Here is a 15,473-nt window from a genome sequence, read left to right as displayed (position 1 = left end):
CGGACCGGTGTCTCGGCCACGTTTTCTGTTCGTGTCGTGGGTGGACGTCGCACGACGTCAGGGGCCCGGGCGCGCCGCGGACCAGGGGGGTACCGGCGGCTGCCCCGAGGCGGTGACCTGGCGGCTCGTCGGCGCCAACAACCACGAACTCGGCCGCAGTCCGCACGTCCACAGCAGCCTCACGGCCTGCTGCTCCGCCGTGCAGCGGCTGCGCACGGAGGCAGCCCGGGTCAGCGCACTCGTGGTGATGTCCCCCGGGACCGGGACCCCCGGCGGAACCGTCGGTGCCGGCGCCAGTGCCAGCGCCGGCACGACCGGCACCGGCACCGGCACCGGCGCCGGCGCCTGGACCTGGCAGCTCACCCTCGACGAGCGCTGCGTGGCGGTGGCCGTCCGCACCTTCCGCCGCCAGCGCGAATGCCGCCACAGCCTCCAGCTCTTCCTGTCCGCCGTCACCGAGGCCCAGGTCGCCTCCGGCGTCACCTACACCCGGCGGCTGCGCGGCCTGCGCCTGCCCGGCGCAAGTGACGTGCCGGGGCTGGCCGTCCGCGGGGGAGGCCTGCTGTGACCACCGCGACCACGACCGTCGTCGGTGCGCCCGAGCCCGCCGAGCGGGGGGACGCGCCCCGCCCCCTCGCCAGGAGCGGCGACCCGGCCGACCGCATCTTCCGCGGCTCCGCCCGAGGGGCCGGCGCCACGGTCCTCCTGATCATGACCCTGGTCGGCGTCTTCCTCGGCGGCCGCGCCCTGCAGGCCCTGACCGACGCCGGCCCGGACTTCCTCACCACCTCCGCGTGGGAGCCGGACTCCCACCACTTCGGCATCGCGACCGTCCTCACCGGCACCGTCCTCATCGGAGCCGTCGCCATCGTCTTCGCCGTACCGCTCGCCGCGGGCACCGCCCTCTACATCACCGAGTACGCGCCGCGCCGCCTCAAGCAGACCCTGATCAGCCTGGTCGACCTGATGGCCGCGGTGCCCAGCGTGGTCTACGGCCTGTGGGGGCTGTTCCTGTTCCAGCCGAGCGTCGTGGGCCTGTCCCGCTGGCTCACCACCTACTTCGGATGGTTCCCGCTCTTCGCCGTCGACGGGGACAGCCCCCGCGACCCGCTCAGCCCGAACACCTTCTACACCTCCTCCACCTTCATCGCCGGCATGGTCGTCGCGCTGATGGTCACGCCGATCGCCTGCTCGGTGATGCGCGAGGCCTTCGCCCAGGCCCCGCCGGGCGAACGCGAGGGCGCCTTCGCCCTCGGCGCCACCCAGTGGGGTGTCATCCGCTCCGTCGTCCTGCCCTTCGGCAGGGGCGGGATCATCGGCGGCACCATGCTCGGCCTCGGCCGCGCACTGGGGGAGACCATCGCCGTCTACCTGATCATCTCCCCGGTCTTCGAGGTGCAGTGGCACCTCCTCCAGAACGGCGCCAACTCCGTGTCCGCCCTCATCGCCCTGCGCTACGGATCCGCCAGCGAGTTCGGGATGTCCGCCCTGATGGCCGCCGGCCTCGCCCTCTTCCTCATGACCCTCGTCGTCAACTTCATCGCGTCCTCCGTGGTCGCCCGCAGCCGCTCCGGAGCGGGGGCCGAGGCATGACCGTCACCACGCACCCGACCGCCGCGGCCGCCGAAGCGCCCCGCACCGTCTGTCCCGAGGACGTCCCCGACGGCCCCGGCGCCCCCGCCGAACAGCGCCGCAACACCTCCTCCCTGCACGCCCGCGACGTACTCGCGCTGCTCGGGGCCGCGGCCGCCGCACTCGGCCTGACCTCCCTCCTCTTCGGGCGGGTGCTGCCCTTCGACGCGCCGCTCGGCTTCACCGTCGTCCTCTACCTCGCCTTCATGGCGCTGTACGCGGTCCTCGTCTCCCTCGACGAGAACGGCTCGGCCGTCCGCGCCCGCCTCGCCCAGGCCTTCGTCCACAGCATCGCCGCCCTGCTGCTGGCGGCCCTCCTGCTCGTCGTCGGCTACGCCATCGTGCGCGGCCGGGAGGCACTGGCCCACCTCAACTTCTTCACCGAGGACATGTCCGGCACCGGCCCGCTGGACCCGCTCACCCAGGGCGGAGCCCTGCACGCCATCGTCGGCACCCTGGAGCAGATCGGCATCGCCCTCGCGATCACCGTGCCGCTGGGGCTGGCCTGCGCCGTCTTCCTCAACGAAGTCCCCGGCCGCTACGCACGCTTCGTCCGCACCATCGTCGAGGCCATGACCGCGCTGCCCTCGATCGTGGCCGGCCTGTTCGTCTACGCCACCTGGATCCTGATCCTCGGCCACGACAAGTCCGGCCTCGCCGCCGCCCTCGCCCTGTCCGTCATGATGCTGCCGATCGTCATCCGGGCCTCCGACGTGGTGATCCGGCTGGTGCCGGGCTCGCTCAAGGAAGCCTCCTACGCCCTCGGCGCCGGCCAGTGGCGCACCGTGTGGACGGTGGTGCTGCCCACCGCCCGCTCCGGACTGACCACCGCCGTGATCCTGGGCACCGCCCGCGGCATCGGCGAGACCTCCCCGGTGCTGCTCACCTCGGGCATCGCGGCCGGGCTGAACGCCAACCCCGTCGAGGGGCCGCAGATGTCGCTCCCGCTCGCCACCTTCAGCCTCGTCGGCTACCCGGACAAGACCATGATCGCCCGCGGGTTCGGCTGCGCCGCCCTGCTGATGGGCCTGGTGCTGCTGCTGTTCGTGCTCGCCCGCGTCATCGGCGGCCGGGCTCCAGGACAGCTCAGCCGCGGCCAGCAGCACCGCCGGGTCCTCGCCTCGGTGCGCGACGCGGAGCGCATGGCGGCCAGGGCCGAGGAACGCGAACAGGACCTGACCTCGGAGCCGGTGGCGCCGGGGGCGCCGCACGGGCCGGGGGCGCCGCAGGAGTCCGGGAAACCGCAGGAGTCCGGGAAGTGGCAGGGGCCCGGGACGTCGCAGGGGGTGGACCTCGGCGGGCCGGGAGGGCCGGCTCCGGGAGGTCGCGCCCCGCTCGCGCAGCCGGCCGAGCGGCGGACCGAGCCTCCGCCCCGGGCGTAGCCGTGCCCGCGCCCCGCGCGTCCCGCCGCACCACGCTTCGTACGATCCGTCACCGATCAGGAGAGTTCCCGATGCCCGGACGACCCCCGGCCCACCACGGACGTGCCCCTGCGGGCGTCCTCGTCCGCGCGCTCGCCCTGCTCCTCGCCGCGGTCGCCGTCGCCCTGCCCGGCGCCGCGCCCGCGGCCGCCGAGAGCTACGTACCGGTGTCCGGCGCCGGTTCCACCTGGAGCCAGAACGCCCTCGACCAGTGGCGGGCCAACGTCAAGCAGTACGGCATGACGGTCAACTACAGCGGCACGGGATCGTCCGACGGCCGCAACCAGTTCCGCAACGGAACGGTCGACTTCGCCGTCTCCGAGATCCCCTACGGCATCAAGGACTCCGGGGTCGTGGACCCGGCGCCCTCGCGGAAGTTCGGCTACATGCCCATCGTCGCGGGCGGCACGGCCTTCATGTACAACCTCAAGATCGGCAACCGCCGGGTCACCAACCTCCGCCTCTCCGGCGAGGTCGTCGCCAAGATCTTCACCGGTGCCATCACCACCTGGAACGACGCCGCCATCAAGGCCGACAACCCCGCCCTCGCCGCCTCGCTGCCCGCCCGCCGGATCGTCCCCGTCGTCCGCTCCGACGGCTCCGGCACCACGGCCCAGCTGACCAACTGGCTCGCCCAGCGCCACGGCGGCCTGTGGGACGCCTACTGCGCCAAGGCCGGCCGCTCCACCCCCTGCGGGCAGACCTCCAACTTCCCGGTCGTCGCCGGCCGCGGCTTCGTCGGCCAGTCCGGTTCCAACGGCGTCTCCGGCTACGTCGCCCAGGACGGCAACGTCGGCACCATCACCTACGTCGAGTACTCCTACGCGGTCGCCACCACCGGCTTCCCGGTCGCCAAGATCCTCAACGGGTCGGGCTACTACACCGAGCCCACGGCCCAGAACGTCGCCGTCTCGCTCACCAAGGCCAGGATCGGGGCCGACCTCACCCAGGACCTGTCCCAGGTCTACGACGAGAGCAGCGACCGCCGCAACTACCCGCTCTCCAGCTACAGCTACATGATCATCCCGACCGCGCAGGAAGCGAACTTCAACCCGCAGAAGGGCAAGGCGCTCGGCGCCTTCGCCTACTACTTCCTCTGCGAGGGCCAGCGCTCGGTCGACCGGCTCGGCTACTCCCCGCTGCCGGTCAACCTCGTGCAGGCCGGGCTGGAACAGGTCCGCCGCATCCCCGGCGTCACCGCCACCAACATCGACATCAAGAACTGCAAGAACCCGACCTTCTCCGCCGACGGCACCAACACCCTCGCCACCACCGCGCCCCAGCCCGCCGAGTGCGACAAGAAGGGCGCCACCCAGTGCGAGGTCGGCACCGGCGGCAACAAGACCCCCACCCAGACGGGCAGCGCCTCGGGCGGCTCCGGCTCCGGTGGCGCCGCGTCCGGCGGTAGCGGCGGCGGTACGGGCTCGGGCTCGTCCGGCACAGGCGCCGCGGCCACCGGCGGCTCCGCCACGGGCGGGGGCGGGGCCGACGGCGGGGCGGCCGCGAGCGGCGGCTCCGGCAACGGCGGCGCCGGCTCCGGTGGCGCCGAGGGGGGCGCCGACGGCGGAGCGGGAGCCGTCGACCCGGAGACGGGCCGGCCCCTCGCGGCCGGGGCGGGCGACCTGTTCGGCATCCCCGTCACCACCGCCACGGGCATCGGCGGGCTGCTCCAGACCGCGCTGATGGTGCTGGGCGCGCTGATCCTGCTCACCCTCACCGTGGGGCCCCCGCTGCTCACCCGGCAGCTGGCCCGGCGGCGCACGGGAGGCGGTTCCTGATGCGCGGCACCCTGATGCGCGGCACCCTGATGCGCGGCACCCTGATGCGCGGCCCCTTGACACGCGGACTCCGCATGCCCCCGATGTCCCGGTCCCGCACGCTCCCGATATCCCGCGTGCTCCGGACACTCCGCATACCCCCGCGGCTCCGCCTCGCGCTGGGCGCGCTCTGCCTCGCCCTGCTGCCCGTCGTGGCCGCCACCGGCCCGCTCGGCCCCCTGGGCCCCGGCGCGCAGCAGGCGTACGCCGCCGACGGCCCGGCCGCCGACGGATCCGGGGCGACCGTCACCGGCTCCGGGGACTTCGCCACCCTCAAGGTGACCGTCAGCCAGACCCGCAACCTCGTCGACCAGGTCGTCAAGGTGTCCTGGACCGGCGGGGCGCCGACCGTCTCGGACACCGCCTACGCCGCCAACTACCTCCAGATCATGCAGTGCTGGGGCGACGCCGCGACCGGACCCACCACCGACCAGTGCCAGTTCGGCGGCTCCTCGGCGCTGGGCGCGGGCGCCGGCAACCAGGCCGCCGGCGCCTACACCAACAGCCGCCAGCTCAACTACGGCGACCGCCTCAAGGACGCGGAGAACCAGCCGCTGCCGCCGCCCACCCCGAGCGGGATCTCCTTCGCCCCCTTCCGCACGGTGGCCGACGACCCGGTCAGCCCGGGCAACTGGAACGAGTTCTTCGACGTCAACAGCACCAACGAGGTCCCCTACGCCCGTACCAACGCCCGCGGCACCGGCGAGGTCTGGTTCGAGACCCAGACCGCCATCGAGGCCCCCGGCCTCGGCTGCGGCGCCGCCGTCCGCGATCCGCAGGGCGCCACCACCGGCCGCGGCTGCTGGCTGGTGGTCGTCCCGCGCGGCACCACCGAGATCGACGGAACCCCGTACACCGGCCAGTCCGGCGGACAGCTCCAGTCCTCCCCGCTCAGCCCGGCGAACTGGAAGCACCGCCTCGTCGTCCCCCTCGGCTTCGAACCGCTCGGCAGCTTCTGCCCGATCGGCGCCGAGGAGCGCGGCACCCTCGGCAGCGAGATGGCCGCCGAGGCCGTCACCCGCTGGCAGCCGGCCCTGTGCCAGACCGGCGGCAAGGCCATCTACGGCTACGCCCAGGTCCCGGACGAGACGGCCCGCGTCAAACTCCTCTCCGGCACCCCCGGCCTGGTCTTCCTCGGCCGGCCCGCCGCCGCGTCCGCCCCCGGTTCCGAGACCCGCAGACCCGTCTACGCGCCGGTCGCCCTCTCCGGCATCACCATCGGCTACTTCATCGAGAGCCAGGCCGGTTTCGGCGCCCCCGACGAGGTCAAGGCCCGCAACGGGACCCGCCTCGGCTCCCTGCGCCTGACCCCGCGGCTCGTCGCGAAGCTGCTGACCGAGTCGTACAAGGACGGCAACTCGCGCTTCGCCGAGAGCACCGCGAAGAACCCGGAGAACCTGGGCCGCGACCCGGAGTTCATCCGCCACAACCCCGACTACACCGGCCTCGACTTCGGCGGCAAGCTCGGCGACGCCCTCGTCCCGCAGCCGCTCGCCGACACCACCCGCCAGCTGTGGGAGTGGGTGGCGCAGGACGCTGCGGCCCGGGAGTTCCTGACCGGGGTGCCCGACAACGAGGGCAGCCACGGGGACCGCGCCTACGCGGGCATGGCCGTCAACCCGCACTACAAGGACCTGGCGCTGCCGGTCGACAGCTTCCCCAAGAGCGACCCGTACTGCCAGCCCTTCGACGACCGGCCGTCCTTCCCGCTCTGCATCCAGGACAAGCACCCGTACGCGAGCGACATGCACGCGGCCGCCCGCGCCGCGAGCCGCGGCGACACCCTCGCCCGTACCTCCTGGGACGCGACCGCCACGCCCCCCGCCTACAAGAAGGACCCGCCGCAGCCGGCCGGCGCCCGGGCCGTGCTCGCCGTCACCGACACCGCCACCGCCGACCGGTACGGCCTCGTGCGCGCCGAACTCCTCAACGCGGCGGGCCGGTTCGTGGCCCCGGAACCGGCCGGTCTCATCGCCGCGGCGGGCGCCCGCAAGGCCGGTCCGGACGGCGCGAACGGCGTGAGTTCCCCCGACCCCGCGGCCAAGGACCCGGCGGCCTACCCGCTCACCGTCCTCACCTATGCGGCGACCGTGCCCGCCGACCTCACGGTGGCCGAGGGCAAGGACTACGGCAGCCTCCTCGCCTACGCGGCCGACCGGGGCCAGACCCCGGGCGTGGCCGCCGGAACCCTGCCGCACGGCTACGCCCCGCTGCCCGAGGCCCTGCGGGCCCAGACCCGCGAGGCCGCGCGCAAGGTCACGGCCGAGGCGGGCAAGAAGCCGGCTCCGGGCGGGTCGGCGGGCGCCGAGGCGGGCGGAGCCACGACTTCCGGCGGTACGTCGGCCGCCGCGGGGGGTTCCGCCGGCGGCGCGGCAGCCGCCTCGGGCTCCGGCGGGTCCACCGCCACCGGCGGCTCCGCCCCCGCCCCCGCATCCGCCGCGGGCGGCGCGGCTCCGGCCGCCGCCGCTCCGGCCCCGCCCGGCACGTCCGGCGCATCCGCTTCACCCGCCGCCACCGCGGGCCAGGCGCCCGCCGCGCGGGCCACCGGTGACACCCCGCGCTGGGTGGTCGGAGCCATCCGGCACGTGCTGCTGATCTGCCTGCTCGTGGGCGCGCTCGCGGCCTTCGCCGGCCCGCTGCTGCCCCGCCTGTGGCCCCGTCTCCTGCCCCACCTGCGTGCGCTGCGCGCGGGCGCCGCCCACCGCGACGAAGGGAGGTGATACCCGGCCACAACCGTCTGATTCGTCCGCGCCAACGGAACTTCACCCAACGCGTGCCGGGCACCACCCGGGGCGCAGCCTAGCTGAGGGGTAAACCCGCGTGAACAAGAAGAAGATCGCCTTCGCCGCCGCGGCGGCCGCACTGGCGCTCGGCGCCACCGGGGGCAGCATCGCCTTCGCCGACCCGGCCGGCTCGCCGCAGTACCGCCAGCTGTCCGGTGTCGGCTCCGACACCACCCAGGACGTCATGAACGGCCTGGCCGCGGCCATCACCGTGAACGGCCAGAAGGTCATCGGCTCGTACGACGCCACCGGTTCCGCGAACATCACCACCAAGGATCCGGCGGCCAACCCGAACTGCACCCTCGCCCGCCCCAACGGCAGCGGCGCCGGCCGCTCCGCGCTGCTGACCTCCCTCCAGGCGAACAACGGCTGTCTGGACTTCGCCCGTTCCTCCTCCCTCAACCTGGCGGCCGCGGCCCCGGGCCTGACGTACGTCCCGTTCGCGGTGGACGGCGTCAGCTACGCGATCACCCCCGGTTCGGCGATCCCGCGCAAGCTGTCGCTGACCGACCTGAAGGCGATCTACCACTGCGACCCGAACTACGTGGGCGCGGGCCCCAACTACGACATGACCGTCTACCTGCCGCAGGCCGGTTCGGGCACCCGCAGCTTCTGGGAGTCCCAGATGGGCATCACCGACGCCGACGTCGTCGCGGGTGTCTACCCCTGCATCAAGGACAAGAAGGGCAGCGCCCCGGTCCAGGAGCACGACGGCCGCGTCCTCGACGACAAGTCGATCGTGCCGTTCTCCATCGCGCAGTACCAGTCGCAGTCCTCGCAGACCATCGCCGACCTGCGCGGCCGCGCCATCCTCGGCACCGTCGACGGCCTGGCGCCCACCGTGCTCAACAGCGGCTTCGGCGTGAAGCGCGACGTCTACAACGTCATCCCGACCGGCAAGGTCGCCACCGCGCCCTGGAGCACGGTCTTCGTCGGCGCGAACTCCGAGATCTGCAAGCAGGCCGCGGTGATCAACACCTACGGCTTCGCCACGAACCCGAACTGCGGCGACACCACCAAGCAGACCCCCTGATCGGTGATCACCGATCACCGATCCCCAATCGCTGATCACCGATCGCTGATCCCCGAACGAGCCTTGATCTTCTGATTCTGGAGACCGTTGTGCTGAAGAACAGAGTTTCACGGGCCCTGGCCCTGGGCGTCGCCGCGGTGACCGCCGCCTTCGCGGCGGGTCTCGCGGGCGCGAGCGCCGCGTACGCCGCCCCGATCGGCACCATCGAGATCAACCCGGCGACCGGCGCCGACACGTCCGGCATCGCCTTCACCACCTCCGGCGCCTGCCCCGCGAACGCCACCAACGTGCTGGTGAAGGTGGAGGGTTCCGGCTTCCCCGCCGGCGGGCTGAACGTGGTCGGCAACTCCCCGATCACCACCTACCCGACCGCCCCGAACGGCGGCATGGTCATCCCGCTGACCTCCACCATGCGGGACTACGCCAGCCAGGCGGGCTTCACCACCCTGCAGGGCAAGTACGACTTCACGGTCATCTGCCGGACGGCCTTCAACGGCACCAGCCTCGGCGACTACACCGGCGCGGTCTGGTTCACCTCGAACACCACCTACCAGAACACCGACCCGGCGGTGAAGACCGGCACCACCACCGCGCTCGCGGTCACCCCGGCCGGCCCGGCCCAGGCCGGCACCCCGGTCACCCTCACCGCCACGGTCGCCCCGGCCGGCGCCGGCGGCACCGTCCAGTTCAAGGACGGCGCGAGCAACCTCGGCACGGCCGTCACCGTCGTGGGCGGCACCGCGGCCCTCACCACCAGCAACCTCGCCGCCGGCACGCACGACCTGACCGCCGTCTTCAGCCCGGCGAGCGCCTCGTACAACGGCTCGACCTCGGCCCACGTCTCCTACGCGGTCACGGCCGTCCCGGCGGCCGCGACCACGACCGCCCTCGCGGTCTCCCCGGCTTCCACCGCGCCGCAGTTCAGCCCGGTGACCCTGACCGGTACCGTCACGCCCGCGGGCGCGGCCGGCGCGGTGAAGTTCACCGACACCGCGGGCGGCACCACCGCCACCCTGGGCACCGTCCCCGTCGCGAACGGCACGGCCGTACTGACCACCAGCAGCCTGCCGGTCGGCGCCCACTCCTTCACCGCCGTCTTCGTACCGGCCGACGCGGGCGCCTTCACCGGCTCCGACTCGGGCGCGATTCCCTACACGGTCGGCGCGTTCACCGGAGTCACCGCCTCCGAGACCATCACCACGACCGTCAATGCCGGCGCGCTGGTCATCAGCGTCGCCAACCCGCAGGTCACGCTGCCCTCGCCGGTCCTGAACGCCGACGGCGACCTGCTGACCACCGCCGGGTCCATCAACCCGGTCACCCTCACCGACACGCGTGCGGGCAACCCGGGCTGGACCATCAGCGGCCAGGTCACCGACTTCTCCGACGGCGCCACGCACGCGATCAACGGCCAGAACCTCGGCTGGTCCCCGAAGCTCGTGGACAAGGCCCCCGCGCAGACCGTCACGGCCGGCTCCGCCGTCACGGCGGCGCACGGCGCCGGCACCGGTGACGCGGGCACCGCGGGCCTGAAGTCCGCCCGCACCCTCGCGAACGGCGCCGGCCTCGGCACCGCGCACGTCACCGCCGACCTGGCGCTGAACGTCCCGACCTCCACGGTGGCCGGCACCTACAGCGCCACCCTCACCCTCACCGCCATCTGATCCAGGCGTGAGCCCCGGGGCGGAACGGGCCCTTCCCAGTACGCCGCCCGTCCCGCCCCGCCCCTGACGCCTCGATCTCCCCGATCGTCTCCCTACGCCCGGATCGGACGCCCGCGCCATGACCTCCACCGCCCCTGCCCGGCGCCGCCCGGGCCCGTCCGCAGCCGCCGTCGTGCCGGTGGCCCTGCCGGCCCTCCTGGTCCTGCTGCTCGCGCTGTTCGCCGTACCGGCGGCGCACGCGGCCCCGGCGCCCGCGGAGGACCGGAAGTCCACCTTCGGCGTACAGCCCGCCGGTCCCAGGGAACCCGACGCCCGCGCCCACTTCTCGTACGGGGTCACCGGCGGCGCGGGGCTGCGGGACCAGATCGCCGTATGGAACTACGGCGACGAGCCGCTGACCGTCGCCGTCTACGCGAGCGACGCCGTCAACACCGCCGACGGCGGCTTCGACCTGCTCCCGGGCGGCCAGGCCCCGAAGGACGCGGGCAGCTGGATCAAGCTGGAGAAGGACACGGTCACGGTCCCGCCGAAGGCCAACGTCATCGTGCCCTTCACCCTCGCCGTCCCCCGGGACGCCACCCCCGGCGACCACACCGCCGGCATCGTCGCCACCCTCGCCGGCGGCGGCCAGGACGCCCAGGGCAACAAGGTCCGCCTCGACCAGCGCGTCGGCACCCGCGTCTACCTGCGCCTCGCCGGGGAGCTCACCCCGCGCCTCGCCGTGGAGGACGTGAAGGCCTCGTACGCGGGCACCTCGAACCCCTTCGGCACGGGCTCGGCCACCGTCACGTACACCCTGCGCAACACCGGCAACGTCCGCCTCGGCGCCCGCCAGGCCGTCCGGATCAACGGCATGTTCGGCGGCTCCGTCACCGCGGGCGGCCTGAAGGACCTCGGCGACCTGCTGCCCGGCAGCTCCCTGACCATCACGGCGAAGGCCGACGGCGTGAGGCCCACGCTGCGCTCCTCCGCCGTCGTCTCCGTCCAGGCGGTCGCCACCCGCGAAGGCGTGGACCCCAGACTTCCGTCCCTGACCCGCTCGGCGTCGCTGTGGACGGTCCCGTGGACGCTGCTCGCCCTGGTTCTCGCGATCACCGCGTGCGGGCTGTGGCTGTGGCGCCGCCGGCGCCTGGCCCGGGCGGTGGCCACCGCGTCGGCGCGCCGGCGCACCACACCCGAGATCGCCAAGAAGGAGCCCATCGTGCACTTCACCCGTCCCTCCCGGCGCGACGCGGCCGGAGCCGCCGTGCTCGTCGCCGCCGTCGTGACCCTGGCCGCCACGGCCCTGCCCGGGGCGGCGGCCCAGGCCGCCCCGACCGGCACGGCGGTGATCAACCCGGCCACGGGCAGCGACACCACCAGCGTCGACCTGGCCACCTCGGCGGCCTGCCCGGCGCCCGCCACCAACGTCCTGGTGAAGGTCACCGGCAAGGGCTTCCCGGCCGAGGGCAAGAACGTGGTCGGCAACTCCCCGATCTCCACGTACGGGCAGGCGCCGTCGGGCGGCATCGTCGTTCCCCTGACGATGACCATGCGCGACTACGCCAACGAGGCCGGCTTCACCACCCTGGAGGGCCGCTACGACCTGACGGTGGTGTGCCGCAAGGCCTTCGGCAGCGACACGTACGGGGACTTCACCGGGTCGATGTGGTTCACCTCGAACACGGAGTACCGGACGACGGACCCGGGCGGCGGCCAGCCGACCCCGACCCCGACCCCGAAGCCCACGCCGACGGCCACGCAGACGTCGACCCCGAGCGCGACGCCGACGCCGACCACGACCACGACCTCCACCCCGGACCCCTCCGCGACCCCGACCCCGACTCCGACCACCACGGCCACCGCCACCGGCGGCACCGGACTGGGCCTGTCCACCAACGTCACCACCGGCGGCACGGGAACCACCGCGGGCGGCACCGCCGGCACCGCCGGCAGCAGCGCCACCGGCGGCTCCGGCCCGCGCGGCGGCCTGGCCAACACGGGGACGGACGCCGTCACCCTCGCCCTGATCGCCGCGGGCCTGGTGCTGACCGGCGGCTCCGCCGTCTGGTGGGCCCGTCGCCGCGGGCTGCTGAGCTTCCCGGGCGCCTCCCGCACCCCGGGCAACTGAAGCCGCCGTAGCAGCCGTAGCAGCCGAAGCAACAGCAACCGAGCGACGGAGAAGGACAGATGACCGCCACCGCCACCGAGCCGGTGGACGTGCGCCCCGATCCCGCCGGAGCCGTCCGTGCTCCGGCGGGGCCGGGGTCCGCCCCGGCAGCCGGACCCGGCCTGTGGGCCGCCGGCGCCGCCCTGGCCATCCTGGGTGCGCTCCTCCTCGGCTTCGTCGCCGAGGTCGGGCCGCTCGGCCACCTCCGGCACGAACGCGACCGCCGGGTCGGGTACGCCGAGCTGCGCGACAAGCTCGCCAACGCCACCGCCCCGCTGGGCCCGACCGAGGCCGGCGCCCCCGTCGCGCTGCTGGCCATCCCGCAGATCGGCGTACGGGAGGTGGTCCGCGAGGCGACCACCGCCGAGGTGCTGGCATCGGGCCCCGGGCACCGCCGCGACACCGTGCTGCCCGGCCAGCCCGGAACCAGCATCCTGATGGGCCGCCAGGCGGGCTACGGCGGTCCGTTCGGCCACATCGGCGACCTGGAGCGGGGCGAGACCTTCACCGTCACCACCGGGCAGGGCGAGCACGCCTACCGGGTCCTCGGAGTCCGCCGGGCCGGGGACCCGCAACCCGCCCGGCCGACGGGGGAGGCGGGCCTGCTGACCCTGATGACCGCCGACGGAACCCCGTACATGCCGGGCGGTGTGCTCCAGGTCGACGCCGAACTCGTCTCGCCCGCCCAGCAGTCCGGCGGACGCGCCCCCGGTCGGCTGCCCGCCGACGAGGCGCCGATGGCCGGGCAGTCCACGGCCTGGATGCCGCTGATCCTGTGGGGCCAGGCCCTGCTGCTCGCGGCGGCCGCCCTGGCCTGGGCCCGGGTCCGCTGGGGCCGCGCACACACCTGGCTGGTGGGGTTCCCCGTACTGGCCGCCCTCGGCCTCGCCGTGTCCGACCAGGCCGCCCTGCTCCTGCCCAACCTCCTGTGAACGAGGCCCCCATGACCGAGACGCTCACCCTGCCCCAGGCCACCTCCACGGGTGCCTCCGCCCTGGACGCCCGCGGCATCTCCGCCTGGTTCGGCGGCCGCAAGGTCCTCAGCCGGGTCTCGCTGGAGATGCCCGCCGGCCGGGTGACGGCCCTGATCGGACCCTCGGGCTGCGGGAAGTCGACCTTCCTGCGCATCCTCAACCGCATGCACGAACTGATCCCGGGCGCCGAACTGGCCGGGGAGGTCCTGCTCGACGGCGAGGACATCTACGCCCGCGGCCGCCGGCTGACGGACGCCCGCCGCCGCATCGGCATGGTCTTCCAGAAGCCGAACCCCTTCCCCGCGATGTCGGTCTACGACAACGTCACGGCGGGCCTGAAACTCACGGGCGTGCGCGCCTCGGGGGCCGTGAAGGACGACCTGGTGGAGGAGTGCCTGAGCAAGGCGGGGCTGTGGAAGGAGGTCCGCGACCGCCTGCGCCAGCCCGGCGGCGCCCTCTCCGGAGGCCAGCAGCAGCGCCTGTGCATCGCCCGCTCGCTGGCGGTCCGCCCGCGGATCCTCCTCATGGACGAACCCTGCTCCGCCCTGGACCCCACCTCGACCCGCCGCATCGAGGAGACGATCCGGGACCTGGCCGAGGAGGTCACCATCGTGATCGTCACCCACAACATGCAGCAGGCGGCCCGCGTCTCCGACCAGTGCGCCTTCTTCCTCGCCGAGCAGGGCACCCCGGGCCGGATCGTCGAGCACGGGCCCACCCCGGCGATGTTCTCCGCCCCCTCCGACCGGCGCACCGCGGACTACGTGGAGGGCCGCTTCGGCTGACGGCCCGCCACCGCCGTGCGCCATCCGCCGCTCAGCAGCACAGGACCGGAACGTGCTGGACCAGGTTGTTGCCGAAACCGCCCCGGTTCCACGACTGTTCGAGGGGCTGTGTGCTGCCCTCGGCGTCCGTGGCGCGGACGGTGAGCGTGTGGCGGCCCGGCGCCGCCGCCCAGACACAGGACCAGGCCTGCCACGCCCACCGGTGCGGCCCCGGCGGCGCGACCTCGGCCCGGATCCAGGAGCGGCCGCCGTCGGCGCTCACCTCCACCCGGTCGACGGCCCCGTGGCCGGACCAGGCCCGCCCCTCCAGCGGTACGGGGCCGGGGTGCACGACGCGGGTGCGGGACATGAAGTCGGGGAATCCGGGCGGGACCATCAGGGCGCGCGGCGCGATCCGGGTGACCGGCTCGCCGGGGGCGTCCGGAGCGTCGGCGGCCCGCCGGTAGCGGTAGGCCACGGACTGCTGGAATCCGGTGAACGGCGCGTCGACGAGGGTGATCTCGCGCAGCCACTTGACGTGCGCCATGCCGTACCAGCCGGGGACGACCAGCCGCAGCGGGCACCCGTGCTGCGGGGGCAGGGGCAGGCCGTTCATGGCGTAGGCGATCAGCACCTCGGGGTCGTCCCCGGTGGCGGCGGCCACCGGCAGGCTGCGCCGGTAGTCCTGCTCGACTCCGCGTTCGACCCCGTGGTCGGCGCCGGTGAACACGGCCTCGACGGCGTCCTCCCGCACTCCGGCCCGGGCGAGCACCAGACGCAGCGGTACGCCCGTCCAGTCGGCGGTGCCCACCGCCTCGACCAGCCACGGCTGGCTGACCGGCCGGGGCGTCAGACGGGCCCGGCCGTTGCCCGCGCACTCCATGGTGACGCGGTGGGTGACCGCGGGGAACGCGTGCAGGGCGGCGAGATCCAGGGTCAGCGGGGTGCGGACCCGGCCGCCGACGGTGAGGGACCAGCCGGCCGGGTCGGCGGCGGGAATGTCGTAGTGGACCAAGACGTAGTGCAGCCCGGGCGGTGTGACCTCGTAGCGCAGGGCCTCCAGCGGAAGCCCGTGGTTGCGGGCCGCGAGCGCCAGCTCGTCCGGGCCGATGCCCTCACCGGGCGACGCGATGCGGCCCGGGGTGCTGACATCCTGCACCGACGCCTGCTCCATCTCCTCATGGTCGCGCCTGCGGCCGGTGCCGCGCCACCGCTGCCGTCACCGCCACAGGGTCA

At 74.2% G+C, this 15,473-nt stretch carries 11 protein-coding genes; 10 read left to right on the top strand and 1 reads right to left on the bottom strand.

What is annotated here, in order from left to right:
- Nucleotides 1-40 precede the first annotated feature (40 nt).
- The 10 genes from JYK04_RS16625 (at nt 41) to JYK04_RS16580 (ending at nt 14,258) form a co-directional block, all read left to right on the top strand.
- The gene (locus JYK04_RS16625; protein ID WP_189737110.1) at nt 41-568 is read left to right on the top strand and encodes a hypothetical protein; all 528 of its coding nucleotides are present in this window, start codon (nt 41-43) and stop codon (nt 566-568) included.
- Nucleotides 565-1,593 (top strand): phosphate ABC transporter permease subunit PstC, encoded by a 1,029-nt coding sequence (gene pstC, locus JYK04_RS16620; protein WP_189737108.1) that lies wholly within the window; start codon nt 565-567, stop codon nt 1,591-1,593. The genes JYK04_RS16625 and pstC overlap by 4 nt, the downstream gene beginning before the upstream one ends.
- A complete protein-coding gene (pstA, locus tag JYK04_RS16615) occupies nt 1,590-3,014 on the top strand; it encodes a phosphate ABC transporter permease PstA (RefSeq protein ID WP_189737105.1) in 1,425 nt (474 codons plus the stop codon). The genes pstC and pstA overlap by 4 nt, the downstream gene beginning before the upstream one ends.
- 71 nt (nt 3,015-3,085) lie before the next feature.
- The gene (locus JYK04_RS16610) at nt 3,086-4,831 is read left to right on the top strand and encodes a phosphate ABC transporter substrate-binding protein PstS (protein ID WP_189737103.1); all 1,746 of its coding nucleotides are present in this window, start codon (nt 3,086-3,088) and stop codon (nt 4,829-4,831) included.
- Nucleotides 4,831-7,590: a hypothetical protein gene (locus tag JYK04_RS16605; protein ID WP_189737101.1), complete on the top strand. Its 2,760-nt coding sequence runs from the start codon at nt 4,831-4,833 to the stop codon at nt 7,588-7,590. The genes JYK04_RS16610 and JYK04_RS16605 overlap by 1 nt, the downstream gene beginning before the upstream one ends.
- A gap of 100 nt (nt 7,591-7,690) precedes the next feature.
- A complete protein-coding gene (locus JYK04_RS16600; RefSeq protein WP_202186066.1) occupies nt 7,691-8,686 on the top strand; it encodes a substrate-binding domain-containing protein in 996 nt (331 codons plus the stop codon).
- 89 nt (nt 8,687-8,775) lie between these two features.
- Nucleotides 8,776-10,350: an Ig-like domain-containing protein gene (locus JYK04_RS16595; RefSeq protein ID WP_202186065.1), complete on the top strand. Its 1,575-nt coding sequence runs from the start codon at nt 8,776-8,778 to the stop codon at nt 10,348-10,350.
- 118 nt (nt 10,351-10,468) lie between these two features.
- Nucleotides 10,469-12,460: an LPXTG cell wall anchor domain-containing protein gene (locus JYK04_RS16590; protein ID WP_189737099.1), complete on the top strand. Its 1,992-nt coding sequence runs from the start codon at nt 10,469-10,471 to the stop codon at nt 12,458-12,460.
- A gap of 59 nt (nt 12,461-12,519) precedes the next feature.
- The gene (locus tag JYK04_RS16585; RefSeq protein WP_189737097.1) at nt 12,520-13,431 is read left to right on the top strand and encodes a sortase; all 912 of its coding nucleotides are present in this window, start codon (nt 12,520-12,522) and stop codon (nt 13,429-13,431) included.
- 11 nt (nt 13,432-13,442) lie between these two features.
- Nucleotides 13,443-14,258, top strand: a complete 816-nt coding sequence (locus JYK04_RS16580) for a phosphate ABC transporter ATP-binding protein (RefSeq protein WP_189737095.1) — start codon at nt 13,443-13,445, stop codon at nt 14,256-14,258.
- A 31-nt stretch (nt 14,259-14,289) separates the two neighbouring features.
- Here the strand turns inward: JYK04_RS16580 and JYK04_RS16575 are convergent, their stop codons facing one another.
- The gene (locus tag JYK04_RS16575; protein ID WP_189737093.1) at nt 14,290-15,411 is read right to left on the bottom strand and encodes a sulfite oxidase; all 1,122 of its coding nucleotides are present in this window, start codon (nt 15,409-15,411) and stop codon (nt 14,290-14,292) included.
- Nucleotides 15,412-15,473: the final 62 nt, after the last annotated feature.

This window comes from Streptomyces nojiriensis, assembly GCF_017639205.1.
Taxonomy (GTDB): Bacteria; Actinomycetota; Actinomycetes; order Streptomycetales; family Streptomycetaceae; genus Streptomyces; species Streptomyces nojiriensis.
Note: the sequence above shows the minus strand (reverse complement) of the source record. Positions and strands in the feature narration are given on the sequence as shown.